At 55.3% G+C, this 25,953-nt stretch carries 26 protein-coding genes; 24 read left to right on the top strand and 2 right to left on the bottom strand.

From position 1 onward, the window contains the following. The first annotated feature begins 52 nt into the window (after nucleotides 1–52). The 12 genes from cysM to L991_RS02995 all read left to right on the top strand — a co-directional run bounded on the left by cysM (nucleotide 53) and on the right by L991_RS02995 (nucleotide 10,144). Entirely contained in the window at nucleotides 53–931 is an 879-nt protein-coding gene (cysM, locus tag L991_RS03050) for a cysteine synthase CysM (RefSeq protein ID WP_047392109.1), read from the top strand. After that, nucleotides 928–1,236 (top strand): SemiSWEET transporter, encoded by a 309-nt coding sequence (locus L991_RS03045; protein ID WP_047392106.1) that lies wholly within the window; start codon nucleotides 928–930, stop codon nucleotides 1,234–1,236. Before cysM ends, L991_RS03045 begins: the two co-directional genes overlap by 4 nt. Continuing rightward, the gene (locus tag L991_RS03040) at nucleotides 1,220–2,086 is read left to right on the top strand and encodes a 3',5'-nucleoside bisphosphate phosphatase (RefSeq protein ID WP_052190539.1); all 867 of its coding nucleotides are present in this window, start codon (nucleotides 1,220–1,222) and stop codon (nucleotides 2,084–2,086) included. The genes L991_RS03045 and L991_RS03040 overlap by 17 nt, the downstream gene beginning before the upstream one ends. Nucleotides 2,087–2,099: 13 nt before the next feature. Beyond that, nucleotides 2,100–2,723 carry an L-threonylcarbamoyladenylate synthase gene (locus L991_RS03035; protein WP_028450901.1) on the top strand — a complete coding sequence of 208 codons (624 nt, stop codon included), beginning with the start codon at nucleotides 2,100–2,102 and terminating at the stop codon, nucleotides 2,721–2,723. Between the two features lie 85 nt (nucleotides 2,724–2,808). Beyond that, nucleotides 2,809–3,453 carry a site-2 protease family protein gene (locus L991_RS03030; protein ID WP_047392104.1) on the top strand — a complete coding sequence of 215 codons (645 nt, stop codon included), beginning with the start codon at nucleotides 2,809–2,811 and terminating at the stop codon, nucleotides 3,451–3,453. 25 nt (nucleotides 3,454–3,478) lie between these two features. After that, nucleotides 3,479–3,790: a hypothetical protein gene (locus L991_RS03025; RefSeq protein WP_052190538.1), complete on the top strand. Its 312-nt coding sequence runs from the start codon at nucleotides 3,479–3,481 to the stop codon at nucleotides 3,788–3,790. A 413-nt stretch (nucleotides 3,791–4,203) separates the two neighbouring features. After that, complete coding sequence (locus L991_RS03020) at nucleotides 4,204–5,406, top strand: aspartate aminotransferase family protein (RefSeq protein ID WP_028450899.1); 1,203 nt, start codon at nucleotides 4,204–4,206, stop codon at nucleotides 5,404–5,406. Nucleotides 5,407–5,677: 271 nt separating this feature from the next. Continuing rightward, nucleotides 5,678–6,385, top strand: a complete 708-nt coding sequence (locus L991_RS03015; protein WP_047392101.1) for an SDR family NAD(P)-dependent oxidoreductase — start codon at nucleotides 5,678–5,680, stop codon at nucleotides 6,383–6,385. A gap of 203 nt (nucleotides 6,386–6,588) precedes the next feature. After that, entirely contained in the window at nucleotides 6,589–7,518 is a 930-nt protein-coding gene (locus L991_RS03010) for a branched-chain amino acid ABC transporter permease (RefSeq protein ID WP_028450898.1), read from the top strand. Nucleotides 7,519–7,528: 10 nt separating this feature from the next. Continuing rightward, complete coding sequence (locus L991_RS03005) at nucleotides 7,529–8,671, top strand: branched-chain amino acid ABC transporter permease (protein ID WP_156128965.1); 1,143 nt, start codon at nucleotides 7,529–7,531, stop codon at nucleotides 8,669–8,671. Continuing rightward, complete coding sequence (locus tag L991_RS03000) at nucleotides 8,664–9,434, top strand: ABC transporter ATP-binding protein (protein WP_047392097.1); 771 nt, start codon at nucleotides 8,664–8,666, stop codon at nucleotides 9,432–9,434. Before L991_RS03005 ends, L991_RS03000 begins: the two co-directional genes overlap by 8 nt. Then, complete coding sequence (locus L991_RS02995) at nucleotides 9,431–10,144, top strand: ABC transporter ATP-binding protein (RefSeq protein WP_028450895.1); 714 nt, start codon at nucleotides 9,431–9,433, stop codon at nucleotides 10,142–10,144. The genes L991_RS03000 and L991_RS02995 overlap by 4 nt, the downstream gene beginning before the upstream one ends. A 170-nt stretch (nucleotides 10,145–10,314) precedes the next feature. On the opposite strand, the gene L991_RS02990 is transcribed toward L991_RS02995, so the two are convergent. After that, nucleotides 10,315–11,295 carry a malate dehydrogenase gene (locus tag L991_RS02990; RefSeq protein WP_047392261.1) on the bottom strand — a complete coding sequence of 327 codons (981 nt, stop codon included), beginning with the start codon at nucleotides 11,293–11,295 and terminating at the stop codon, nucleotides 10,315–10,317. 249 nt (nucleotides 11,296–11,544) lie between these two features. Here L991_RS02990 and L991_RS02985 point away from each other — a divergent pair, with 249 nt between their 5' ends. From L991_RS02985 to sucD, 12 genes are all read left to right on the top strand, one after another. After that, the gene (locus L991_RS02985) at nucleotides 11,545–12,264 is read left to right on the top strand and encodes a GntR family transcriptional regulator (RefSeq protein ID WP_047392095.1); all 720 of its coding nucleotides are present in this window, start codon (nucleotides 11,545–11,547) and stop codon (nucleotides 12,262–12,264) included. A gap of 118 nt (nucleotides 12,265–12,382) precedes the next feature. Next, nucleotides 12,383–12,757, top strand: a complete 375-nt coding sequence (gene sdhC / locus L991_RS02980; RefSeq protein ID WP_047392093.1) for a succinate dehydrogenase, cytochrome b556 subunit — start codon at nucleotides 12,383–12,385, stop codon at nucleotides 12,755–12,757. Beyond that, nucleotides 12,751–13,098 carry a succinate dehydrogenase, hydrophobic membrane anchor protein gene (gene sdhD, locus L991_RS02975; RefSeq protein WP_047392090.1) on the top strand — a complete coding sequence of 116 codons (348 nt, stop codon included), beginning with the start codon at nucleotides 12,751–12,753 and terminating at the stop codon, nucleotides 13,096–13,098. Before sdhC ends, sdhD begins: the two co-directional genes overlap by 7 nt. 2 nt (nucleotides 13,099–13,100) lie before the next feature. After that, nucleotides 13,101–14,876 (top strand): succinate dehydrogenase flavoprotein subunit, encoded by a 1,776-nt coding sequence (sdhA, locus tag L991_RS02970; RefSeq protein ID WP_197053782.1) that lies wholly within the window; start codon nucleotides 13,101–13,103, stop codon nucleotides 14,874–14,876. Between the two features lie 13 nt (nucleotides 14,877–14,889). Then, the gene (locus L991_RS02965; protein ID WP_028450889.1) at nucleotides 14,890–15,603 is read left to right on the top strand and encodes a succinate dehydrogenase iron-sulfur subunit; all 714 of its coding nucleotides are present in this window, start codon (nucleotides 14,890–14,892) and stop codon (nucleotides 15,601–15,603) included. 69 nt (nucleotides 15,604–15,672) lie between these two features. Continuing rightward, on the top strand, nucleotides 15,673–15,918 hold the full coding sequence (locus L991_RS02960) for a succinate dehydrogenase assembly factor 2 (RefSeq protein WP_047392083.1): 246 nt from the start codon (nucleotides 15,673–15,675) through the stop codon (nucleotides 15,916–15,918). Between the two features lie 41 nt (nucleotides 15,919–15,959). Next, nucleotides 15,960–17,246 (top strand): citrate synthase, encoded by a 1,287-nt coding sequence (gene gltA, locus L991_RS02955; RefSeq protein ID WP_047392080.1) that lies wholly within the window; start codon nucleotides 15,960–15,962, stop codon nucleotides 17,244–17,246. A 107-nt stretch (nucleotides 17,247–17,353) separates the two neighbouring features. After that, complete coding sequence (locus L991_RS02950) at nucleotides 17,354–20,161, top strand: 2-oxoglutarate dehydrogenase E1 component (RefSeq protein WP_047392078.1); 2,808 nt, start codon at nucleotides 17,354–17,356, stop codon at nucleotides 20,159–20,161. A 100-nt stretch (nucleotides 20,162–20,261) separates the two neighbouring features. After that, a complete protein-coding gene (gene odhB / locus L991_RS02945; protein ID WP_047392076.1) occupies nucleotides 20,262–21,449 on the top strand; it encodes a 2-oxoglutarate dehydrogenase complex dihydrolipoyllysine-residue succinyltransferase in 1,188 nt (395 codons plus the stop codon). Nucleotides 21,450–21,545: 96 nt separating this feature from the next. Then, nucleotides 21,546–22,979, top strand: coding sequence for a dihydrolipoyl dehydrogenase (gene lpdA, locus L991_RS02940; protein ID WP_028450884.1), 1,434 nt, complete (start codon nucleotides 21,546–21,548; stop codon nucleotides 22,977–22,979). A gap of 134 nt (nucleotides 22,980–23,113) precedes the next feature. After that, complete coding sequence (gene sucC / locus L991_RS02935) at nucleotides 23,114–24,283, top strand: ADP-forming succinate--CoA ligase subunit beta (protein WP_028450883.1); 1,170 nt, start codon at nucleotides 23,114–23,116, stop codon at nucleotides 24,281–24,283. A gap of 22 nt (nucleotides 24,284–24,305) precedes the next feature. Further along, the gene (gene sucD / locus L991_RS02930) at nucleotides 24,306–25,190 is read left to right on the top strand and encodes a succinate--CoA ligase subunit alpha (protein WP_028450882.1); all 885 of its coding nucleotides are present in this window, start codon (nucleotides 24,306–24,308) and stop codon (nucleotides 25,188–25,190) included. 129 nt (nucleotides 25,191–25,319) lie between these two features. Here the strand turns inward: sucD and L991_RS02925 are convergent, their stop codons facing one another. Next, nucleotides 25,320–25,616 (bottom strand): hypothetical protein, encoded by a 297-nt coding sequence (locus L991_RS02925; RefSeq protein WP_047392073.1) that lies wholly within the window; start codon nucleotides 25,614–25,616, stop codon nucleotides 25,320–25,322. Nucleotides 25,617–25,953 lie beyond the last annotated feature (337 nt).

Below are 25,953 nucleotides of genomic sequence, written 5' to 3'. Positions count from 1 at the left end.
GCGTATCCCCTAGCTTGCGTATAATCATGCCAGCTATGGAGTAGACGCTTGCATGTTTAAATATCTGGAAGATTTCGTCGGGAACACCCCGCTGGTAAAACTCAAACGCCTGCCGGGCAATACCAGCAATACCATCCTGGTCAAGCTCGAAGGCAATAATCCGGCCGGCTCGGTGAAAGACCGGCCCGCGCTGTCGATGATCCGCCATGCCGAGGCGCGCGGCGATATTCAGCCTGGCGACACGCTGATCGAAGCCACCAGCGGCAATACCGGCATCGCGCTGGCGATGGCGGCGGCGATGATGGGCTACCGCATGGTGCTGCTGTTGCCGAAAAATTCCAGCATCGAGCGGATACAAACCATGAAAGCCTACGGCGCGGAGGTAATCCTGACCGAGGGAATGGAAGCCGCCCGCGATCAGGCCGAGGCCATGGTGGCAGCCGGACAAGGGCTGTTGCTCGATCAATTTGCCAACCCAGATAATCCACTGGCGCATTACGAAACCACTGGCCCGGAAATCTGGCGCGATACCGCCGGCATGGTGACGCACTTTGTTTCCAGTATGGGCACCACCGGCACCATCATGGGCACGCGGCGTTATCTGAAAGAACAAAACCCGGCGATCCAGATTGTGGGCGTACAGCCGTGCGATGGCGCGCAAATTCCGGGTATCCGTAAATGGCCGGCCGACTATGTACCGAAGATCTGCGATTTTTCGCTGATTGATCAGGTGCTGGAAGTCGAGCAAGCCGAGGCCGAAGCCATGACCCGCCGCCTAGCACGCGAAGAAGGCATTTTCGCCGGGATTTCCTCAGGGGGCGCTTTGGCGGCCGCCCTGCGGCTCTCCGCCACCGTGGAAAACGCAGTGATCGTCAGTATTGTTTGCGATCGCGGTGATCGTTATCTCTCGACCGGGGTGTTTCCGGCATGAGCCCCGCGCTGATCGAAGGTTTGGGTTTACTGGCCGGTACGCTCACCACCATCTCTTTTGTGCCGCAGGTTTGGCAAGTGTGGAAAAGCCGCTCGGCCAAAGACATTAGCCTGGGGATGTACTGCATTTTTGTCAGCGGCGTGGCGCTATGGCTGGGGTATGGGCTGCTAGTTGGCTCGGCGCCTGTGTATCTGGCCAATACCATCACTTTGATTCTGGCTGGCGCCGTGCTGGTGATGAAGCTGATTTTTGATCGCCGGCCACCGGCTGCTAATGAGGCTAAACCCGATGACCACGCCGGTTGATTTGCATTGCCATTCCAATATCTCGGATGGCATCTTGCCGCCCGATGAAGTAGTGCGCCGCGCCCATGCGCGCGGTTGCCAATTATTTGCCCTGACCGATCACGACGATACCCGTGGCTTGGCGCTGGCGAAAGCCACTGCCGATGAGCTGGGGATGGGCTTTGTCAATGGTGTGGAAATCTCGGTCAGCTGGGGTAAGCATACGCTGCATGTGGTGGGGCTGGGTTTTGCCGCCGATGATCCAACCTTGCTGGCCGGCTTGGCGCAAGTGCGCTCGGGGCGGGCCGAACGGGCCGAGCGGATGGCGGCGGGCCTAGAAAAACTGGGCCTGACCGGCATTTTGGAAGGCGCGCGCAAATATGCCGATAATCCGGAAATGATCAGCCGCTCACATTTTGCCCGCTATCTGATTGAAATTGGCCGCTGCAAAGACATGAAGGCGGTGTTTAAGCAATTTATGGTGCGTGGCAAACCCGGCTTTGTGGAGCATGAATGGGCGCGCCTGCATGAGGCGGTGGAGTGGATTCGTGGAGCGGGCGGAGTGGCGGTGCTGGCGCATCCGGGCCGCTACGAAATGGGCAATGAAACCATGCGCGTGCTGCTGACCGAATTTAAGCGCCAAGGCGGCGAGGCGCTGGAAGTGGTGTCTGGCAGCCACGGCCATGCCGATGTGCATCGCTTTAAAAATCTGGCCAAGGAATTTGGCTATCTGTGCTCCAGCGGCACCGATTATCACGCCACGGGCGAAGGCGCGCGCGAGCCGGGCTTGAATGCCGATTTGCCCGAAGGCTGCGAGCCGGTGTGGACACGCTGGGCGCCGACGCTAGGGCCGCTGCCGCGCCCCCACTGAAACTGGAATAACCATGTCACAATTTTTCTCGATTCACGCCGAAAATCCGCAGCCACGCCTGATTAAGCAGGCGGTGGAAATGCTGCGCGCCGGCAAGCTGATCGTTTATCCCACCGACTCGTGCTATGCCTTTGGCTGTGCGCTGGATAATAAAGACGGCCTGGAGCGCATCCGTAAAATCCGCCAGCTGGATGACAAACATCACTTCACACTGGCCTGTAGCGATTTATCGCAGCTGGGCAGCTACGCCAAAGTGGATAACCGCACTTTCCGCATGCTTAAAGCCGCTACGCCGGGTAGCTACACCTTTATTTTGCAGGCGACCAAAGAAGTGCCGCGCCGCGTCTGGCATCCGAAAAAGCAAACGGTGGGCCTGCGCGTGCCTGATCATCCGATTGCGCTGGCTTTACTGGCCGAGCTGGGCGAGCCCATGCTTTCCACCACGCTGATGCTGCCGGGCGAAGAATACCCGCTGACCGATGCCTGGGAGATTCGCGAGCAGCTGGAGCACGCGGTTGATCTGGTGATCGAGGGTGGCTATTGCGGCACCGAGCCGACCACGGTGGTGGATTTATCTGACGACTATCCGCATGTGCTACGCGAAGGCAAAGGCCCGCTCAGCCCGTTTGGGCTGTAAGTGGTGTAAATACTGACCTAGGGTATAGGCTGAGCAGGCCGTAAAATAGGCTGCCCAACGATATACCCTCAAGCAAGGGAAGTGTATGGAACTCAATCTGATCCAGAATATTGCCATCTGGGCCTTGCCGGTGCTGTTTGCCATCACCGTACATGAAGCCGCGCACGCCTACGCGGCCAAACGCTTTGGCGACCCGACCGCGTTTTTAATGGGGCGGATGACGTTGAACCCCATGAAACACATCGATCCGATCGGCACCGTGGCCTTGCCACTGCTGTGCTTATTGCTGCCCGGCGGCTTTCTGTTTGGCTACGCCAAGCCGGTGCCGGTGAATTTTGGCGCTTTGCGCAATCCCAAGCACGATATGCGCTGGGTAGCGGCGGCTGGCCCGTTGGCCAATTTGGGCATGGCAATTGGCTGGGCGCTGCTTTACCGCTTCGGGCTGGAGTTTTTGCAGGGCAATAGCTTTCAGCTGCCGCTGGTGCTGATGGCCCAAGCCGGGATCCAGATCAATGTGATTCTGATGGTGCTCAATCTCTTGCCGCTGCCACCGCTGGATGGTGGACGCATTCTGGTGTCGATCTTGCCGCCGGCGCAAGCGCAATTGGTGGCGCGCATCGAGCCGTACGGCTTTTTCATTTTGCTCGGCTTATTGATTACCGGCCTGTTGGGCACCATTCTGGCGCCATTTATGGGTATGGTGATGAAGCTGATTCACTGGATTATGTAGCGGACAACTACGGGCGGGGGTAGGTATGGCACAAGGTAAACCAGGCAGTATTCTGTGGCCGCTGGCGCTGATTGTGATTGGTGCGGGGTGGTTGTTGCATCGGCTGGATGTGCTGCCCAGCGTGAGCTGGATCATCATCCTTGGTCTGATCGCCGCCGGCGTGGCCGTGCTGCTGCTGGAAGGGCTGAATAAATCGTCGATTGTGCTGGGGCCGATGCTGATCGCCGGGGGGGGGCACCACGTTTGCGCAGCAATATTTGCAGCTGGCGCGCAATGTGCAGGTACCGCTCTTGCTGATCTTGTGTGGTTTGCTGATGCTACTGGCCCGCTCACATAAAATACCGCCGGCTGGGACTAAGCCGTGGCAGCGCTCACAACGTGAGCTCCTGGCCGAACGCGACGCCGCCCAACAGCAGGTGCGTGATGTGTCGCCGCGCGAATAGGCTAGGGTATTGCTTGATAAGCTAATTGATTCATTGCGTGCGGTGATATACCTATGGTTGTATTGGTGGTGCTCACGAGCTGAATTACAGCGCGAATGCCACGCTTTGCCCGTGTTCAATCCGCCAGGCTGGGTGGTAAGCTGGCCGCAGATTGCGGTTATTTGCCGCACGATCTGCACCATGATTGTTTTTATGGGTGAACAGTAAGTTCACCACCACGCGCAGCTAAAGCGCTTTGTGTTTTGCCTGATGCTGTTAACATGTGTCGGCATGCTGTTCAACCGTCGTTCGAAAAGGAAACTTGATTATGTCGCTGTCCCGCTCCGATTTTGACCAATACATGGTCCCCAACTACGCCCCTGCCGAATTTGTGCCCGTGCGTGGTGCTGGTTCGCGCGTGTGGGATCAGGCTGGCCGCGAGTATCTTGATCTGGCCGGCGGCATTGCTGTGAATTCACTTGGCCATTGCCATCCGGTGCTGGTTAAGGCGCTGACCGAACAGGCGAATAAGCTGTGGCACGTCTCGAACGTGTACACCAATGAGCCGGCGCTGGCGCTGGCGCAGCAATTGGTGGCCAGCACCTTTGCCGAAAAAGTGTTCTTCTGTAACTCGGGCGCTGAAGCCAATGAAGCGGCGCTGAAACTGGCGCGGCGCGCGGCAATTGAGCGCTTTGGCGAGAAAAAACATAAAGTGCTGTCGGCACTCAATAGTTTTCACGGCCGCACATTCTTCACCGTAACCGTGGGTGGCCAGCCGAAGTATTCCGATGGTTTCGGCCCGAAACCCGAAGGCATTGCCTACTTTGAATACAACAATCTCGATAGCGTCAAAGCGCTGATCGATGATGACACTGCTTGCGTGATTCTGGAGCCGATTCAAGGCGAGGGCGGCGTGTTGCCGGCTGATCCGGCTTTCCTGCAAGGCGTGCGCGAGCTGTGTAATCAGCACAATGCCTTCCTGATTTTTGATGAAGTGCAATCCGGCATGGGCCGCACCGGTTCGCTGTTTGCCTATCAAGAATACGGCGTGGTGCCGGATATTCTGTCAAGCGCCAAGAGTCTGGGTGGCGGTTTCCCGATTGGCGCGATGCTCACTACGGCCGACATTGCCAAACATCTGGTGGCAGGCACGCATGGCACCACCTATGGCGGTAACCCACTGGCTTGCGCCGTAGCTGGCGCCGTGTTGGCCGAAATCAATACGCCCGCGGTGCTGGAAGGCGTGAAGACCAAACACCAGCAGCTGAAAGCCGGTGTAGAAGCCATCAACGCCAAATATCCGCTGTTTAAGGAAGTACGCGGCATGGGGCTCTTGCTGGGGTGCGTGTTGGCCGATGGCTACAAAGACCGCGCCAAAGAGGTCTTGAACGCCGCCGTGAAAGAAGGCCTGATGGTGTTGATGGCTGGCCCGAATGTGGTGCGGTTTGCGCCTTCGCTGGTGATTAGCGACGAAGAAATCGCCACAGCACTCAGCCGCTTTGAAGCTGCCATTGCCAAGCTGGTTGGCTAAGCGCTAGTCGCTGTTCAATCCCGCCCTTGGGCGGGGTAGGCAGCTGACAAACCCCACTCGCGTAGCGAGCCTCCGCTCAATGAGGGGACGGGAGGGGTGGGAATAGAACATCAAGGCTGCAGATTCAAGCCCTTATTTCTAGGCTCGGCTTGGCCGAGACTTGAAGCAGATTGTTCTTCCACTTTGTCAGCAGCCTGACCCGCCCTTGGGCGGGTTTTTTTATGCCGTGATTTTGGTAATAAAGCTAATTAAACACGCGAGGTAAAGCAGGATGCGGCTGGTTTTGATTGTGGGTGGCTCGCAAGGGCTGGGCTTGGCGCTAGTGCAGGCCTATACGGCGGCGGGCTGGCAGGTGATTGAGTTTTCTCGCTCAGGTACTGGGGTGGGGCATGTTGATCTGGATATTTCACAGCAAGACTTGGCGAGCTATACCCATGAACTTAACCAGCTGGCTACGCAACCGTGGCAGGAAATCATCCTGATCAATAGTGCTGCCAGCATTTTGCCGATTGCCGGCGTGGGGCAGATGGCGGAGGGTGAGCTGCTGGCAGCGTTAACTTGCAATCTGGTGAATGCCATTCGCCTGATCGAGCATTTTGTGCGGCTATTTGCTACCCATCCGGCGCGTAAAGTGGTGGCACAGATTTCATCGGGTGCAGCGTTGCGGCCGATTGCCGGCTGGAGCCTGTATTGCGCTAGCAAGGCAGGGTTAGAGCATTATTTGCGCGTGCTGGTGCTGGAGCAGGCGAGTCAGCTGCAGCCGATTCGGGTAGTGAGCATCGACCCCGGCGTGATGGATACCGCGATGCAGGCCAGCATCCGCGCGGCCGATTCCGCCCAGTTTGCCGAGTTGCCACGTTTTCAGGCCCGCTATGCCGCGGGCGAGCTACGGGCGCCTCGTCAGGTGGCTGCGTTTATCTTCGAACAGCTAGCCTGCGTGCAGGGCGGCGAGCGCCTGGTGATGCAAGATGAGGCGTGAGATGAGCGTGGCTAATGTTTTTTACCATTAGGGCTAATCCTAATCAGGGAAAAACGCAGTATTCCACGCAACAGCAAACAGGTATTTTGTCGCGATACCGAACTGTAACGGTAATATTTACCCCAATCTGTTTGGATTGGGTATAAAACGGTCGGGCCACAGGCACCGAATCGTACCTAGAAACCTGAATAAGGGTGGCGAGCGTGGACATCTTTTTGCAACAACTTATCAATGGCCTGGTGGTCGGCAGCATTTATGCGCTGATCGCGCTGGGCTACACGATGGTGTACGGCATCATGCAGCTGATCAATTTCGCCCACGGCGAAATTGTGATGATCGGCGCGATGGTGACTATTACCTGTATCAATCTGCTCTTGGGTATGGGCGTGCAAATGCCTGGCCCGGTGTTGCTGCTGGTGGGCCTGTTAATGGCGATACCAGTGTCGATGTTCTTAGGCTTTGCCATCGAGAAAGTGGCCTATCAGCCGCTGCGCAAAGCGCCGCGCTTGGCGCCGCTGATTACCGCGATTGGGGTATCGATCGTGCTGCAGCAAGTGGCGATGCTGATCTGGGGCCGTAACTACCGACCTTTCCCATCCATCTTGCCGACCGAAGTACATATTATTGGTGGCGCGGCGATTACCGATCTGCAAATCGCCATCATCGTACTGGCGCTGCTCTTGATGGGCGGGCTGTTCTACCTTATTGAAAAAACCAAGCTGGGCCGCGCCATGCGTGCCACCTCGCAAAACCCAGAAGTCGCCAAACTGATGGGCGTGAATGTCAATCACATCATTTCCATGACCTTTATCATCGGCTCGGCGCTGGGCGCCGTTGCGGGCGTGATGGTAGCGGCCAACTACGATCAGGCACATGCCTATATGGGCTTTATGATCGGTCTGAAAGCCTTTACTGCCGCGGTTTTGGGCGGCATTGGCAATATCGGCGGCGCCGTTTTGGGCGGGATCTTGCTGGGCATCATCGAAAGCTTGGGCTCGGGTTATCTCGGTGACCTGACTGGCGGGGTATTGGGGAGTCATTACAAAGACATCTTTGCCTTTGTGGTGCTGATTATTGTGCTGGTGTTCCGTCCATCTGGTTTGATGGGCGAGCGTGTGGCTGAGCGCGCCTAAGGAGACTGTCATGCACGAAACCATGAAAAAAAATCCGCTGTTGCTGGCGATCTTCGCCACCTTTGTGATGGTGCTGCCTTGGGTCTTGGGCGGTTTCTTTGAAAATGGCAATTCCTGGCTGCGCGCGGTCGACTTTGCCTTGCTCTATATCCTGCTGGCCTTGGGCCTGAATATCGTGGTTGGGTACGCCGGCTTGCTTGATCTGGGCTATATCGCGTTTTACGCGGTGGGCGCTTATCTGTATGCCTTGCTCAATTCGCCGCATCTGGCCGAAGTTTTGCCCGCTTGGCTTAGCCATCCGCCATTTTTGGTGATGATGGTGCTGGCGGCGATTGTGGCCGGGGTGTTTGGGGTCTTGCTGGGTTCGCCGACGCTGAAACTGCGTGGTGACTATCTGGCGATTGTGACGCTGGGCTTTGGCGAAATTATCCGGATCTTTATGAATAATCTGGATCGCCCGGTGAACATCACCAATGGCCCGCAGGGGATTAACCATATCGATGCGGTGCAGATCGCCGGCTATGATTTTGGCCGCCCGATTGAGTTTCTGGGGCTGACGTTCGAGAAAATCCATCTCTACTACTATCTGATCCTGGCTTTTTGCGCGCTGATTATTTTTGTGTCGATGCGACTGCAAAATTCGCGGATTGGTCGCGCCTGGGTGGCGATTCGCGAAGACGAAATTGCCGCCAATGCGATGGGGATTAACACGCGCAATGTGAAACTGCTGGCCTTTGCCATGGGGGCGAGCTTTGGTGGGGTATCTGGTGCGCTGTTTGCCAGCTTTCAGGGCTTTGTGTCGCCTGAATCCTTTGTGCTGATGGAATCCGTGATGGTGCTGTGTATGGTGGTGCTGGGCGGTATGGGCAATATCCCGGGGGTGATTTTGGGCGCGATTATTGTGTCGATTACGCCGGAGCTGTTGCGCGACATCATCAACCCGCTGCAAATGGCGATCGCGGGTAAGCGCGTGGTTGATCCAGAAAATCTGCGGATGCTGGTATTTGGTCTGGCCATGATCATCATCATGCTGGTACGCCCAGAAGGCTTATGGCCATCGAAGCGCCGCCGTGCCGAGCTGCACCCGAAAACCAAAGAGATTGCTTTGCAAGAAAAAGACAGCCTGCAAGACGCGGAGCGCAACCATGACTGATGTATTACTGAAAATTAGCGGCATCAATAAACGCTTTGGTGGTCTGCATGCGTTGAGCGATGTAGGTCTGACGATCAAGCAGGGCGAAATTTACGGCCTGATTGGCCCGAATGGCGCCGGCAAAACCACGCTGTTTAATGTGCTAACGGGTCTGTATCAGCCGGATGAAGGTGAATTTACCTTCAATGGCAAAGATCTATTTCGCAAAAAACCTAATGTGGTAGTGGAGGCGGGCATTGCCCGTACCTTCCAGAATATCCGCCTGTTCGCCAATATGAGCGCGCTGGAAAACGTGATGGTTGGCCAGCACGTGCGCTCGGTGACGGGCGTGTTTGGGGCGATTTTGCGCACCCCGAAAGCCAAGGCGGAAGAAGCCGCTATCACGGCCAAGGCCGAAGCCCTGCTGGCCTATGTGGGCATTGCTGATCGTGCGCAAGAGCTGGCGCGGAATCTGTCGTATGGTGATCAGCGCCGCTTGGAAATCGCCCGCGCGCTGGCGACCAATCCCACCTTGCTGGCGCTGGATGAGCCGGCAGCCGGGATGAACCCGAAAGAAACCGACGATCTGAAAAAGCTGATGGAAAAAATCCGCGCCGACGGCGTGACCATCTTGCTGATCGAACATGATGTGAAACTGATGATGGGCTTGTGTGACCGGATTGCGGTGCTCGATTACGGCAAGAAAATTGCCGAAGGCGTACCTGAAGAAGTGAAAAGCAATCCGCGTGTGATCGAAGCCTACCTGGGAGTGGCGCCCGAATGAGTACCTTACTGCAAGTCAATGATCTGAAAGTAGCCTATGGCGGTATTCATGCCGTGAAAGGCATTAATCTGGAAGTGAAGCAGGGCGAATTGGTGGCGCTGATCGGGGCCAATGGCGCGGGTAAAACCACCACGCTGAAAACCCTGATGGGCATGGTGAAGCCTGCTGGCGGCGATATCCTGTTTGATGGTCAATCTACCAGCAAGCTGGCGCCGCACGAATATGTGAGCAATGGTCTGGTGATGGTGCCGGAAGGGCGGGGGATTTTTAGCCGCCTGACGGTAGAAGAAAATCTGCAAATGGGGGCCTACAGCCGCAATGATAAAGCCGAAATCGCCCATGATCTGGAGCGGGTTTACTATCTATTCCCGCGCTTGAAAGAGCGGCAAAAGCAGCTAGCCGGTACTTTGTCCGGTGGCGAGCAGCAGATGGTGGCAATTGGCCGGGCGATGCTGAGCCGGCCTAAATTGCTGCTGCTGGATGAGCCATCGATGGGTTTGGCGCCGATTATCGTGCAGAAGATTTTCGAGATCATCAAAATGATCGCCGCCGAAGGGGTGACCATGCTGCTGGTGGAGCAAAATGCCAAGCTCGCTTTGCAAACCGCCAACCGCGGTTATGTGATGGAATCAGGCCGTATTACCTACAGCGATGATGCTGCTGCTTTGCTGGCGAATGAAAAAGTGCAGCAGGCGTATCTGGGCGAATAAACTCAGACTGCTTGCCAGAAAAAGCCACCGCTTGGTGGCTTTTTTATTGGGTATGGCTTTGTAGGTATTGTTGATAATTGATTTCAGGTCAATACCCGTCAGGGTATTTAGTTGAATTGACGTAAAAAAAGCCCATCCTGAGATGGGCTTTTTGCACGGACTATGGCCGCTTAGCCGAGCAGGTGTTTCACTGCATCGCGCTCTTCAGACAATTCTTTCGCGGTCGCATCCATGCGCGCGCGGCTGAATTCGCTGATTTCCAGACCTTGGATGATGGTGTATTGGCCATCTTTACAAGTCACTGGGTAGCCGTAGATCAGGTCTTCGTAGCCGTATTCGCCGTTGGCCGGTACGCCCATGGTGACCCAATCGCCTTCTGGTGTGCCCAGCACCCAGTTGCGGATGTGGTCGATGGCCGCATTCGCAGCTGAAGCCGCCGATGACAAACCGCGTGCCTTGATGATCGCTGCGCCACGTTGTTGTACGGTTGGGATGAACTCAGATTCCAACCATTTCTGATCGTTGATCAGGTTGGCTGCGTTCTGGCCTTTCACTTCCGCGTGGAACAGATCTGGGTACTGCGTTGCTGAGTGGTTACCCCAGATGATCATTTTCTTCACATCAGTCACGGCAGAGCCGGTTTTCTGTGCGATTTGCGTCAGTGCGCGGTTGTGGTCCAGACGCATCATGGCGGTGAAGTTGGCTGGATTCAGATCCGGTGCATTTTTCATCGCGATGTAGGCGTTGGTGTTGGCTGGGTTGCCAACTACCAATACTTTAACGTCACGGCTAGCCACTTTATTCAGTGCTTTCCCTTGGGTCGTGAAGATCGCGCCGTTGGCTTCGAGCAGGTCTTTACGCTCCATGCCTGGGCCGCGTGGACGTGCGCCTACCAAGAGGGCGATGTCCGCATCTTTGAACGCCACTTCTGGATCGTCGCTCTGGATGATGCCTTGCAGCAATGGGAATGCGCAGTCATCCAGTTCCATCACTACGCCGTTCAGGGCTGGCAATGAAGGGGTGATGTCCAGCAGTTGCAGGATCACTGGCTGATCCGGACCCAACATTGCGCCTGAGGCAATGCGGAACAACAGGCTGTAACCAATCTGACCAGCAGCACCAGTGACGGCTACGCGTACAGGTTTTTTCAATTGAGACATTTAGTGCGACTCCGAGTAGTGGCGAGGTACTCGCCAACAACAACAAGACATGTTTTTTGTGCGTGTTCAGTTACACAACTCAAGCTGAATAGCTTTGATGTATAGCAAGCCAAAGTGTAGCACGCTGTTGCTTTTTTGGGAAAAGTTCGGCGGTTTTACTGGCGAAAATGTATTGTATCTTTTGTCTTATATAAGACTGTAGTAGACTCCGTGCTGACAACATGATAAAAAGTGAGTGCGATGAAAAAGTTGGCAGCACAGCCTTTGTATAAGCAAGTCATCCGCGAAGTAATGAGCGCGGTCGAGGCTGGCGAATGGCAGGAAGACGAAAGTCTGCCCAGCGAAGTGGAGCTGGGGCAGCGTTTCGGGGTAAGCCAAGGCACCGTGCGCAAGGCGCTCGATCAGTTGGTGGCTGAGGGCGTATTGTACCGCCGCCAAGGTGTTGGGACTTTCGTCGCTGGAATGAGCGATTTTTTAATGCGTGGCCGCTTTGCCTTGCTGAGCGATCCGCGTGGTGAATCACCAAAGATTGAATTGCTGGGTTGTGTGCGCATTCATGCCGGCGAGCAATTGGCCGAGATTCTAGGCCTGCGCCGCGGGGCGGCGCTGTGGCAAGTGCGGCGTTTGTTGCGTGTGGCCGGGCAAGTGATTGGTTTGGAAGAATTGCTGCTGCCAGAGGCGAATTTTCCGCAGTTAGAAATGCGCCGGATTCGCGAGCTGAAAGGCAATTTGCGCGAGTTGTGCTGGCGGGATTTTGGTGTGCGGCTCTTGGATGGGCAAACCCGCTACCGGGCGGTGAGTGCGGGCTCAGCCGAAGCGCGCTTGTTGCAAGTGGATGTGAATGAGCCGCTGCTGCAGCTGGTGCGGCTGGCCACAGATTATGCCGGTAAGCCGCAAGTCTGGAGTGTGGCTTGGCTTAAGACCGAAGAGCTGGCTTTTTCGCCTGCCGAGGATGAGTAGGCGCAGACTGTGCAGTATGTAGTGTGAAGGATTGTTTTTGCTGGGGCATTGATGTGCGTCAGGAAATCAGTAGTGCAGTAGTTTCTTTTTGTTTGGTCAATACAGAGGAATAGAGCGTATGCAAAAAGCACGCCCCAAGCACCTCGCGCTGTGGCAGATCCGTTTGCCATTGCCGGGGATTGTGTCCATTCTGCACCGCGTCAGCGGCGCGCTGATGTTCGCAGCCATCCCTTTCATGCTCTATGCACTGGAAGGTTCACTGTCATCAGCTGAGCGCTTTGAGGCATTCAAGGCCTGTATTGCCCATCCGCTGGTTAAGTTGTTCCTCTTGGCGGTGCTCTGGGCTTATCTGCACCACGCCTGTGCGGGTTTCCGTTTTCTGCTGCTGGATATTCACAAAGGCACCGATCTGCCAACCGCTCGCCTGAGCGCGAAGCTGGTTCTGGTGGTGAGCCTGACACTGACCGTGATTATTGGGGTGCTGACATGGTAAATCGTCATGTAGTTGGCGCGCACTACGGTTTGCGCGATTGGCTGGTGCAACGTGTTACCGCCGTGATTATGCTGGCTTACACCATCGGTGTGCTGGCTTTTATTTTGTTGGCTAATGGCGCGTCGTTCGAAGCCTGGCAAGCCCTGTTCGCCTGTACCTGGGTGAAAGTGGTGACCACCGTTACCCTGTTTGCCTTGCTGTGGCATGCCTGGGTTGGTGTGCGCGATATCTGGATGGATTACATCAAGCCGGTGGGCTTGCGCCTGACCATGCACGTACTGACGTTGCTGTGGCTGGCCGGTAGTCTCGTTTACATGGTTAAAGTAGTGTGGGGTGTATGAAGATGAGCAGCATTCCTGTTCGCAAGTTTGACGCCATTATTGTTGGCGCGGGCGGTGCTGGTCTGCGCGCCGCATTGCAGCTCTCTGAGGCGGGTATGAAAACCGCCGTACTGTCGAAAGTATTCCCAACCCGTTCGCACACTGTTGCTGCGCAGGGTGGTGTTTCGGCATCGCTGGGTAATTCTGAGCCAGATCACTGGCACTGGCATATGTACGACACCGTCAAAGGGTCGGACTGGCTGGGTGACCAAGACGCGATCGAATTTATGTGCCGCGAAGCGCCAAATGTGGTGATCGAGCTTGAGCATTTCGGGATGCCATTCGATCGCAACTCGGACGGTACAATTTACCAGCGTCCGTTTGGTGGCCATATGAGCAACTTCGGTGAAAAGCCGGTGCGTCGCGCCTGTGCGGCCGCAGACCGGACTGGTCACGCCATGTTGCACGCTTTGTACCAACGCAATGTACGCGCCAATACCCAATTCTTTGTGGAGTGGATGGCGCTGGACCTGATTCGCGATAGCGAAGGCAATGTGCAAGGCGTGGTGGCCATGGAAATGGAAACCTCGGAAATCGTGATTTTCCAAGCCAAAGCCACGCTGTTTGCGACTGGCGGTGCGGGCCGGATCTTTGCTTCATCGACCAATGCCTTTATCAATACCGGTGATGGCTTGGGTATGGCAGCGCGGGCCGGTATTCCGCTGGAAGACATGGAGTTCTGGCAATTCCACCCCACCGGCGTAGCCGGTGCTGGCGTGTTGATTACCGAAGGCGTTCGCGGTGAAGGCGGTATCTTGCGCAATGCTAATGGCGAGCGCTTTATGGAGCGCTATGCGCCAAACGCCAAAGACCTGGCTTCACGCGACGTGGTTTCGCGTGCGATGGTAACCGAGATCAACGAAGGCCGTGGCTGTGGTCCGAACAAAGATCACGTTCTGCTCGACATTACTCACCTCGATCCAGAAGTGATCATGTCAAAACTGCCAGGCATCCGCGAGATTTCGATCAAGTTTGCCGGTGTTGATCCAATCAAAGCGCCAATTCCAGTGGTGCCAACCTGTCACTACCAGATGGGCGGTATTCCGACCAACTACCGCGGCGAAGTCGTGGTGGAAGATCAGGTGGTAAAAGGCTTCTACGCCGCCGGCGAATGTGCATGTGCATCAGTTCACGGCGCGAATCGCTTGGGTACCAACTCGCTGCTCGACTTGCTGGTGTTTGGTAAATCATCCGGCAACAGCATGATCGACTTCATCAAAGGTCAGCCAAAAGATCTGCCTGAGCTGGTGATGAACGACGTTGAGCGCTCGGTAGCGCGCGTAGCTCGTCTGGATAACCAGACTCAGGGTGCCAATGTCAATGAAGCCCGCACTGCGATGCAGCGCACGATGCAAGCGCACTGTGGCGTGTTCCGCTTCAATGACATGCTGCAAGAAGGTGTGAAGAAAATCCTCGAAGTGGAAGCGATGGTGAAAAACACCGTGATCGCCGACAAATCGAAAACCTTCAACACGGCCCGCCTGGAAGCACTGGAACTCGAAAACCTGATCGAAGTGGCCAAAGCCACCATGATCTCTGCCGAGGCGCGCAAAGAATCACGTGGCGCCCACGTGCGTGATGATGCGGCAGATACCGCAGAAAACCCGAACGGCCGTGATGACCAGAACTGGTTGAAACACACCCTGTGGCATCGCGAAGGCAATCGTCTGACCTACAAGCCCGTAAATCTGAAACCGCTGAGCGTCGAGACGATCGCGCTGAAGACCCGTTCGTACTAAGAGGTTGCTGAAGATGACTACCCAAACCGTTAAATTCCGCATTTACCGCTACGATCCGGATAAAGACGCTAAGCCGTACATGCAAGACATCAGTGTCGAAGTTGATCCAAGTACCGAGCGCAAACTGCTCGATGCATTGGTGAAACTCAAAGTGGTGGACGAATCACTGTCATTCCGCCGTTCATGCCGTGAGGGCGTGTGTGGCTCGGATGCGATGAACATCAACGGCAAAAATGGCCTGGCCTGTATTACCGATCTGGCCAGCCTGAAACAGCCGATTGAAGTGCGTCCATTGCCAGGCCTGCCGGTGGTGCGCGATCTGATCGTCGACATGACGCAGTTCTTCAAGCAATACCACTCGATCAAGCCGTATGTGATCAACAACAGCCCGGCGCCAGATCGTGAACGCCTGCAAAGCCAGGAAGATCGTAAAGAGCTCGATGGCTTGTATGAGTGTATTCTGTGCGCTTGCTGTTCGACGTCTTGCCCGTCATTCTGGTGGAACCCGGATAAATTCGTCGGCCCAGCCGGTCTGCTGGCGGCGTATCGCTTTATTGCCGATACCCGCGATGAAGCAACCAGCGAGCGTCTGGATGATCTGGAAGACCCGTATCGCCTGTTCCGTTGCCACAGCATCATGAACTGTGTGGATGTGTGCCCGAAAGAGCTCAATCCAACCAAAGCGATCGGCAAGATCAAAGACCTGATGGTCAAACGCATTAGTTGATGTAAGGGGTATAGCCCTGCGGGCCAAGGTCAGTTGAGCTTGCAGGGATATACCCGCCTGGGGTGAGAAATGGATGAAGTAGAACTCAAGCGCATTCTGTGGCGCTCCCGCCGCGGTTTGCTCGAGCTGGATCTCCAGCTCGAACGATTTGTTGAACAGGTTCTGCCAACCTTGACCACCGCCGAGCTGGCCGTTTACGAACAAGTTCTGATGCTGCCAGACTGGGATTTTCTAGAGTATGTGAATGGTAAGTCGGTCTGCCCGGACCCGGAGCTTGCCACGATGATCGCGCGCATTAGTGCGGCACAACAATAATGGACCTCGGCATCGCCGAGCCGTTTTACAGGAGCAACACGATGGATAAGAAAGTCACACTGACTTACAACGATGGCCAGGACACACTGGAGTTCCCGGTTCTCAATTCAACGCTGGGCCCGGATGTGGTCGACATCCGCAGCTTCTCCAAAACCGGTATGTTCACGTTTGACCCCGGTTTCCTGGCGACCGCCAGCTGCGAATCGAAAATCACTTTCATCGATGGCGACAAAGGTCAGTTGTACTATCGCGGTTATCCAATCGAACAATTGGCTGAAGAAGCTGATTACCTGGAAGTATGTTACCTGCTGATCAACGGTGAGCTGCCAAACCAAGCGCAAAAAGCCGAGTTTGAAAAAACCGTGATGAGCCACACCATGGTGCACGAGCAACTGACGGCCTTCTTCAAAGGCTTCCGTCGTGATTCGCACCCAATGGCCATGATGGTGGGTGTGGTGGGTGCGCTGTCAGCGTTCTATCAAGACAGCCTGGATATCAGCAACCCAGAACACCGCAAAGTGGCGATGTTCCGTCTGATCTCTAAGATCCCAACGATTGCGGCAATGTGCTATCGCTACAATCAAGGTCTGCCATTCGTTTACCCACGTAACGATCTGAGCTACACCGCGAACTTCATGCACATGATGTTCTCCACTCCGTGCGAAAAATACGAACCAAACCCAGTTCTGGTGCGCGCACTGGATGTGATCTTCACGCTGCACGCTGACCACGAGCAAAATGCTTCGACCTCAACCGTGCGTCTGGCTGGCTCTTCTGGCGCCAACCCATTTGCGTGTATCGCTGCCGGTATCGCTTGTCTGTGGGGTCCATCGCACGGTGGCGCCCATGAAGCTGTACTGCTGATGCTGGACGAAATCGGCGCGGTTGAAAACGTACCGGCCTTTATGGAAGGCGTGAAAGCGAAAACCCACAAACTGATGGGCTTTGGTCACCGGGTTTACAAAAACATGGACCCACGCGCCAATGTAATGCGCCGCATCTGTCACGAAGTATTGAACGAACTCGGTCTGCAAGACGATCCGAAGTTCAAACTGGCGATGGAGCTGGAAAAAATCGCGCTGGAAGATCCGTACTTCATCGAGCGTAAGCTGTATCCAAACGTCGACTTCTACTCAGGGATCGTGCAATCTGCCTTGGGCATCCCAGTACCGATGTTCACCGTGATCTTCGCGCTGGCACGTACCGTGGGCTGGATCAGCCACTGGAACGAAATGATTTCCGATCCAGGCATGAAGATTGGTCGTCCGCGCCAGCAATACACCGGTGCTGAGAAACGCGACTACGTACCTTTGGATAAACGCGGCTAATTGCGCGTTGCGGCGCCGACAGGATGGCGGCGCCGCGGCAATGACCGGCTAATGGCGAAGCAGGGAAGACAACCTGCGCCAGCAGCACACAACGGAAATACACGGCAATGATGAAAGAACTTTCAACCAACTCCCAGCTGTTTGGTGGGAATGCGCCGTTCGTCGAAGAACTGTACGAACAATATCTGATCGACCCATCGTCGGTCGATGCGCAATGGCGCGGCTATTTTGACCAGCTGCAACAAACTCCGGGCGCGGTGGCGCGCGACGTCGTGCGGGCCCCGATCGAAGAATCGTTCCGCCAGCTGGCCCGTCAACCACTGCGCGCGGTCGGTGTGGCTGATGAAGCCGCAACCGAGCGCCAAGTGAACCTGCTGCGCTTGATTTCAGCCTACCGCATTATGGGTAGCCGTCAGGCGAAACTCGATCCGCTGCAGCGGATGGATAAAGTCGCAGTCCCCGAGCTCGACCCGAAAACCCATGGCCTGACAGACAGCGATATGGCGATCAAGCTGGGTACCAATATCAATGGTCTTGAGCGCGCTACGCCGACGGAAGTGCTGGGCTTTCTGCAGCAAACCTACTGCGGTACCGTGGGTCTGGAATACATGCACATCACCAACGGTGATGAGCGCAAATGGGTACAAGAGTTTTTCGAATCGCGTCGCTCGCAGCCAAGTTTTAATGTTGAGCAGAAAAAGCGCATTCTGAAGCAAGTGACTGCGGCTGAAACGCTGGAACAGTATCTGCACAAAAAATACGTAGGTCAAAAACGCTTCTCGCTGGAAGGCGGCGATAGCATGATTCCTGCGGTTGATTACCTTGCTCAAGCTGCTGGCGCCGCCGGCGTGCAGGAAATCGTGATCGGGATGGCTCACCGTGGCCGTCTGAACATGCTGGTGAATATCCTGGGCAAACAGCCACGCGATCTGTTCGGCGAGTTTGAAGGCCGCTACAACACTCAGCTGGCTTCCGGCGACGTGAAATACCATATGGGTTTCAGCTCGGATATTCCTACCCCAGGTGGCCCACTGCACCTGACTTTGGCTTTCAACCCATCGCATCTGGAAATCGTGAATCCGGTAGTTGAAGGCTCGGTGCGCGCGCGTCAGCATCGCCGTAAAGACCTGACCGGCGATCAAGTATTGCCACTGTTGATCCACGGTGATTCAGCCTTTATCGGTCTGGGTACTAACCAAGGCACGTTCAATCTGTCGCAAACCCGTGGTTACGGTACCGGCGGTACGGTGCATCTGGTGATCAATAACCAAGTGGGCTTCACTACCTCGGATATCCGCGATAACCGCTCTAGTTTGTACAGCACCGACATCGCCAAGATGGTAGAAGCACCGATTCTGCACGTGAACGGTGATGATCCTGAATCAGTATGTCTGTGTATGGAAGCGGCGCTGCAATATCGCCAGAAATTCCACAAAGACGTGGTTATCGACCTGGTTTGCTACCGCAAACACGGCCACAACGAAGCGGATGATCCGTTTGTCACCCAGCCGATGATGTACAAAAAAGTGGCGGCCCACCCAGGCCCGCGCAAAGTGTACGCCGATCAGCTGATCGCCCAAGGTGTGGTGACGCAAGCTGAAGCCGAAGGCATGATTCAGGCCTATCGCGATGCGCTGGACCGTGGCGAGCACGTTGAGCAAACCACGCTCACCGACTACAAACGCTCATACGCGCAAGACTGGACTAAATACCTGGGTACGCACTGGCGTCATCCGGTGAATACTTCGGTACCACAAGCGGATCTGGTGCGCCTGACCGAGAAATTTACCAGCATTCCAAATGGCTTTAAGCTGCGTGCCAACGTTGAGAAAATCATCAAAGAGCGCGTGCAGATGGCCAAAGGCGAGCTGCCGGTGGATTGGGGTATGGCCGAGCATCTGGCGTATTCCACCCTGCTGACCGAAGGCATCGGTGTACGTATTTCTGGTGAAGACTCAGGCCGCGGTACGTTTAACCACCGTCACGCCGTGTTGCACGATCAAAACCGCGAGAAGTGGGATCAAGGTACTTTCGTGCCATTGCAACACCTGTCGGATAACCAAGGCCACTTCCTGGCGATCGATTCGATCCTGAATGAAGAAGCGGTATTGGCTTTTGAATACGGCTACGCGTGTTCAGCGCCCGATGAGCTGACCATCTGGGAAGCGCAGTTTGGTGATTTCGCCAACGGCGCACAGGTGGTGATTGATCAGTTCATTACCTCGGGTGAAACCAAATGGGGCCGTCTGTGTGGCCTGACCATGATGTTGCCACACGGCTACGATGGCCAAGGCCCAGAGCACTCGTCTGCGCGCGTCGAGCGTTATCTGCAGCTGTGTGCCGAGCACAATGTGCAAGTGGTGATGCTGTCTGAATCAGCGCAGATGTTCCATGCCCTGCGCCGCCAAATGCTGCGCCCATATCGCAAGCCGCTGATCATCATCATGAGTAAGCGTCTGCTGAAAGCGAAAAACGCTTCTAGTCCGATCGAGCACTTCACCAGCGGCGAATTCCGCCCCGTGATTGGCGAGGCGCAAGACATCGATGCGAAGAAAGTGAAACGCGTGATTTGCTGCTCTGGTCAGGTGTATTACGACCTGCTGGCCGGCCGCACCGAGCGCGATATCAAAGACATCGCGATTGTGCGGATCGAGCAGCTGTACCCATTCCCAGCCGAAGAGTTGCAAGCCGAATTGGCCAAATACTCGAATGCCAAGGAAATCATGTGGGTACAGGAAGAGCCGAAAAATCAGGGCGCCTGGTACCAGATTCGCCACCGCCTCGAAGCGGTGCTGGCACCTAAGCAAGCGCTGAGCTTCGCCGGCCGACCTTCTTCAGCTTCACCGGCGGTTGGCTATATGAGTAAGCACAATGCCCAGCTCAAAGCCTTCGTCGAAGAGGCCATGACCTTGTAATCCAGCACGCGGCACCCGCAAGGGTGGCCGCGTTTTTGGCGTTTGCCGCTCCAGCGGGGGGCAAACCAGCAGTATTAAAAAATTGACCGGAGTAAATCCAATGAGCGTAATCGAAGTCGTTGTACCTCAGCTGCCAGAATCCGTATCCGAAGCCACCCTGATTTCTTGGAAAAAGAAAGTCGGTGAAGCGGTTGCCCGCGATGAAAACCTGATCGACATCGAAACCGACAAAGTCGTGCTCGAAATCCCTGCACCGCAAGCAGGCGTACTGACCGAAATCGTGGCGCAAGATGGCGCTACTGTTGGCAGCCTGCAAGTGATTGCCAAGATTGATACCGCCGCTGTCGCCGCAGCGGCGCCAGCAGCTGCCGCACCGGCCGCAGCCCCTGTTGCCGCGGCTGCTGCAGCGCCTGCTGCCGCAGTAGCCGGCAGCAGCGCTATGCCTGCTGCGAAAAAACTCGCCGCTGATGCGGGCGTGAACGTCAACGACGTGGCCGGTACTGGCCGCGGTGGTCGCGTACTGAAAGAAGACGTACAAAACCACCTGGCTAAGCCCGCTGCGCCTGCCGTGGCCGTACCAGCTGGCGAGCGCCCAGAGCAGCGCGTGCCAATGAGCCGTCTGCGTGCACGCGTGGCCGAGCGTCTGCTGCAATCACAACAAACCAATGCCATCCTGACGACCTTCAACGAAGTCAACATGAAGCCGCTGATGGATCTGCGTAATAAATACAAAGACAAGTTCGAAAAAGAGCACGGTGTGAAACTGGGCTTTATGGGCTTCTTTGTGAAAGCCGCCGTTGCTGCGCTGAAAAAATACCCGATCGTGAATGCCTCAGTCGATGGCAACGACATCGTTTACCACGGTTACTTCGATATCGGTGTAGCGGTAGGTAGCCCTCGTGGTTTGGTGGTACCGATCATCCGTAACGCTGATCAATTGTCTTTGGCTGACATCGAGAAAACCATTGCTGACTTTGGCAAACGCGCCCAAGAAGGCAAGCTGGGCGTCGAAGAGCTGACTGGCGGTACTTACACCATCTCGAATGGCGGTACTTTTGGCTCGATGATGTCTACGCCGATCATCAACCCACCGCAATCGGCCATTCTGGGCATGCACGCGACCAAAGAGCGCGCGGTGGTAGAAAACGGTCAAGTTGTGGCTCGTCCAATCATGTATCTGGCGCAATCTTACGATCACCGGATCATCGACGGTCGCGAAGCCGTACTGAGCCTGGTGGCGATCAAAGATGCGATCGAAGATCCAGCGCGCCTGTTGCTGGATCTGTAAGCCTATTGCTAGGGGTATAGCTCTGTAGGCTATATACCTGTTTGCTTGTAATGAGATACCCCGGCTGGTTGTCCAGCCGGGCACACAGGAAAAAACATGTCACAATCATTTGACGTCATCGTAATCGGCGCAGGCCCTGGCGGCTATGTGGCGGCGATTCGTGCGGCACAGCTGGGTTTTACTACCGCGTGTATCGACGAATTCAAAAACAAGGAAGGCAAAGCGTCACTCGGCGGCACTTGCCTGAACGTGGGTTGTATTCCATCGAAAGCCCTGCTCGAATCTTCAGAAAATGTTGAGCGTGTTGAGCACAAATTCGCCGCCCACGGCATTACCGTGGAAGGCATGAAATTTGATGTGGGCACCATGCTCGAGCGTAAAAACGGCATTGTGAGCAAGCTGACCCAAGGGATTGGTTATTTGTTCAAAAAGAACAAAGTGACCAGCCTGCATGGCCACGGCAAGATCGTGGGCCGCAATGGCGACAAATGGCAACTGGAAGTGGCTGATGGCGAGCAAGTGCAAGTGGTAGAAGCCACGCACGTGATTCTGGCTACCGGTTCAACTCCACGCCAGCTGCCACAAGCCCCAGTCGATAACGTACTGGTGCTGGATAACGAAGGCGCGCTGTCGATTCCAGCCGTACCAAAACGTCTGGGCGTCATTGGCGCGGGTGTGATTGGTCTGGAAATGGGCTCGGTGTGGAAACGCCTGGGCTCGGAAGTCACCATTCTGGAAGGCGCGCCTGGTTTCTTGTTGGCCGCTGACGAAGCCATCGCCAAAGAAGCACACAAAATCTTCACCAAAGACCTCGGTCTGGTGATCAAAACCAGCCTGAAAATCGGCAATGTGACCAAGGGCGCAAACGACGTCACCGTGGAATACAGCGACGCCGATGGCAATGCGTTTACCGAAACCTTCGACAAGCTGATCGTCTCAATCGGCCGCGTACCGAACACCTGGAATCTGGCCGCAGACAGCGTTGGCCTGCCGCTGGATGAGCGTGGTTTCGTGGTGGTAGATGGCGAATGCCGCACCAGCCTGCCTAATCTGTGGGCGATTGGTGACGTTGTCCGTGGCCCGATGCTGGCGCACAAAGCCTCGGAAGAGGGCGTGGCCGTGGCGGAGCGTATTGCGGGTCAGCACCCACATATCGATTTCAATACCGTGCCTTGGGTGATCTACACCAGCCCAGAAATGGCCTGGGTGGGTAAAACCGAGCAAGCGCTGAAAGCCGAAGGCGTTGAATACAAAAAAGGCCAATTCCCATTCAGCCCGAACGGCCGTGCGCTGGGCTTGGGTGAGACCGCCGGTTTTGTAAAAATGCTGGCGTGCGCCAAAACCGACCGCATTCTGGGCGTGCATATCATCGGCCCATTTGCGTCTGAGCTGATTACTGAAGCCGTGGTGGCAATGGAATTTAACGCCTCGGCCGAAGACATTGCTCGCATCGTGCACGCGCATCCGTCACTGGCCGAAGCCATGCACGAAGCGGCGCTCGGTTGCGACAAGCGCGGTCTGCACTCTTAAGCCAAGCGAATCCAAAGGGTTTAACCCTGAGTTAACCCGATTGTAATGGGCCAGGCGGACACTGTCTGGCCTACGTAGTACGAAACGGCAGCGTGAGCTGCCCCAAACACACTCCTCACAAAGGATAAATTGAGATGAATCTGCACGAGTATCAAGCCAAGGAACTGCTGGCGAAATATGGTCTGCCAGTCCAGAAAGGGATTCTGGCGCACACTGCTGAAGAAGCCGCGGCTGCCTACGATACGCTGGGCGGTAAATTCGCCGTGGTGAAAGCGCAAGTGCACGCGGGTGGCCGTGGTAAAGCCGGTGGCGTAAAAGTAGTAAAAAGCCGTGAAGAAGCAGCGGCTGAAGCTACCCGCCTGATCGGCACCAACTTGGTCACTTACCAGACTGATGCCAACGGCCAGCCGGTCAACAGCGTACTGGTGTGTGAAGACATGTACCCAGTACAACGCGAGCTGTATCTGGGCGCGGTAGTCGATCGTGGTACTCAGCGCATCGTATTCATGGCCTCAACCGAAGGTGGTGTTGAGATCGAGAAAGTGGCTGAAGAAACCCCAGAAAAAATCATCAAGGTTGAAGTAGATCCGCTGGTTGGCATGCAGCCATACCAAGCGCGTGAAACCGCTTTTGCGCTGGGCCTGGAAGGCGCGCAAATCGGCGCGTTCACCAAACTGATGCTGGGCGCTTACGATGCTTTCGTGGCCAACGACTTCGCCCTGTTCGAAGTAAACCCACTGGCCCTGCGTGAAAACGGCGAGCTGGCTTGTGTGGATGGCAAAATCAACCTCGACTCAAACGCCCTGTACCGTCACCCAGCGCTGCTGGCGCAACGCGACAAATCGCAAGAAAACGAGCGCGAAGTGAAAGCTTCTGAGTTCGATCTGAACTACGTGGCACTGGAAGGCAATATCGGTTGTATGGTGAATGGCGCCGGTCTGGCGATGGCCACCATGGACATCATCAAACTGAAAGGCGGCCAACCTGCCAACTTCCTGGACGTTGGTGGCGGCGCAACCAAAGAGCGCGTCATTGAAGCCTTCAAACTGATCCTGGCCGATACCTCAGTACAAGGCGTACTGATCAACATCTTCGGTGGTATCGTGCGTTGCGACATGATTGCTGAAGCGATTATCGCGGCCGTGAAAGAAGTGAACGTCACTGTACCTGTAGTGGTTCGTCTGGAAGGTAATAACGCCGAATTGGGCGCGAAAATCCTCGACGAATCAGGTCTGAAACTGACTTCTGCCCAAGGTCTGAACGACGCAGCCGAGAAAATCGTCGCTGCAGTTGCGGCTTTGTAATCTCAGCACAAAGGGAAAAAAAATGAGCGTTTTAGTAAATAAAGACACCAAAGTGCTGGTGCAAGGTTTCACCGGCAAGAATGGTACTTTCCACGCTGAGCAAGCGCTGAAAGTAGGCACCAAAGTAGTGGGTGGTGTTACCCCAGGTAAAGGCGGCTCAGAGCACCTCGGCCTGCCAGTATTTAACACCATGCGCGACGCCGTAGCGCAGACTCAGGCCGATGCCTCTGTCATCTACGTACCTGCAGCTTTCGCTAAAGACTCGATTCTGGAAGCCGTTGATGCGGGCGTGCAACTGATCGTATGTATCACCGAAGGCGTGCCAACCATCGACATGCTGTACGTGAAAAAAGCCGTGGATGAAGCCGGCGTGCGTCTGATCGGCCCGAACTGCCCAGGTATCATCACCCCGGGCGAGTGCAAAATCGGTATTATGCCGTGGCACATCCACAACCCAGGCCGCATTGGTATCGTGTCTCGCTCTGGTACACTGACTTACGAAGCGGTAGCACAAACCACCGCTCTGGGTCTGGGCCAATCAACGTGTATCGGTATCGGTGGCGACCCAATTCCAGGTACTAGCCACATCGACGCCCTGAAACTGTTCCAGGACGATCCTGATACCGATGCAATCGTGATGATCGGTGAGATCGGCGGTACTGCGGAAGAAGAAGCGGCAGAATTTGCTAAATCTTACGTAACCAAGCCAGTTGTTGGTTACATCGCCGGTGTTACTGCGCCGAAAGGCAAACGTATGGGCCACGCTGGCGCGATCATCTCTGGCGGTAAAGGTACTGCCGAAGAGAAATTCAAAGCCTTCGAGCGCGCTGGCATCGCCTACACCCGCAGCCCAGCTGAAATCGGCAAAACCATGTTTGAATTGCTGAAATCAAAAGGCATGATCTGATTCAAGCGTTGAATTGATCTAAAAAAAGCCACCTTCGGGTGGCTTTTTTGTGGGTATTTACTTGATCGCTAAGCAAATATTGGTATTTGGGTTGATACCACGGGCGGGTATTTGCGGTTTGGTACTCAATCAGCTGGCCCGGCGCGCCCAATACTGGCGAATGCTGCTCGCAATGCCGGTAAGGAAATAATACAAACCACCCATGCTGTGGGCTTTGTTGTATTCCTCTAGCGGATAAACCATGCCGCTATTGAAATGAGCAATCGCGCTCGCGTCGTCAGCGGCATAAATCATATCGCCATGCACCTCAAAACCAGCCACCAACAGCGCTTCCTTGGCCGCTAGAAAATCGCGGCGTTCAGTCGATAAATACCGCACTTCTTTGCTGTGGCCGCTGCCACGTTGGAAAAACTGATATTTAGCCATGGCTTGATCCTGTTATTGAACTTGCACTTGGGGCTGTGAGCGCACTTTGATTGCGAGGCAAAAAGCCAATTTGCAACCAAAGCGCGCATTACATGTTTCGAGCATAAATTCGCATGGCTTACGTGTCTATTCGTTTTATCCGAATGCAGTGTCAGTTTTAAGCTGAGGATGGAGATCAAAGCGCGCTGGGATATCGGTCGCACAAGGTTACGAATAGTGTGGTCGCGCTGGTGAATTGAACGGCTTCTTTTTGTCTGCAATTCGGCGAGGCTGTGTAAAAACAAATGGGATCATTATCAACAAAAGCGCAATTACAGCTATTTTTTGACTTTGTTGC

Origin of the sequence: Chitinibacter sp. ZOR0017 (assembly GCF_000799095.1) — a bacterium.
Taxonomy (GTDB): domain Bacteria; phylum Pseudomonadota; class Gammaproteobacteria; order Burkholderiales; family Chitinibacteraceae; genus Chitinibacter; species Chitinibacter tainanensis.
This window is presented reverse-complemented; position numbering and strand designations above follow the sequence as displayed.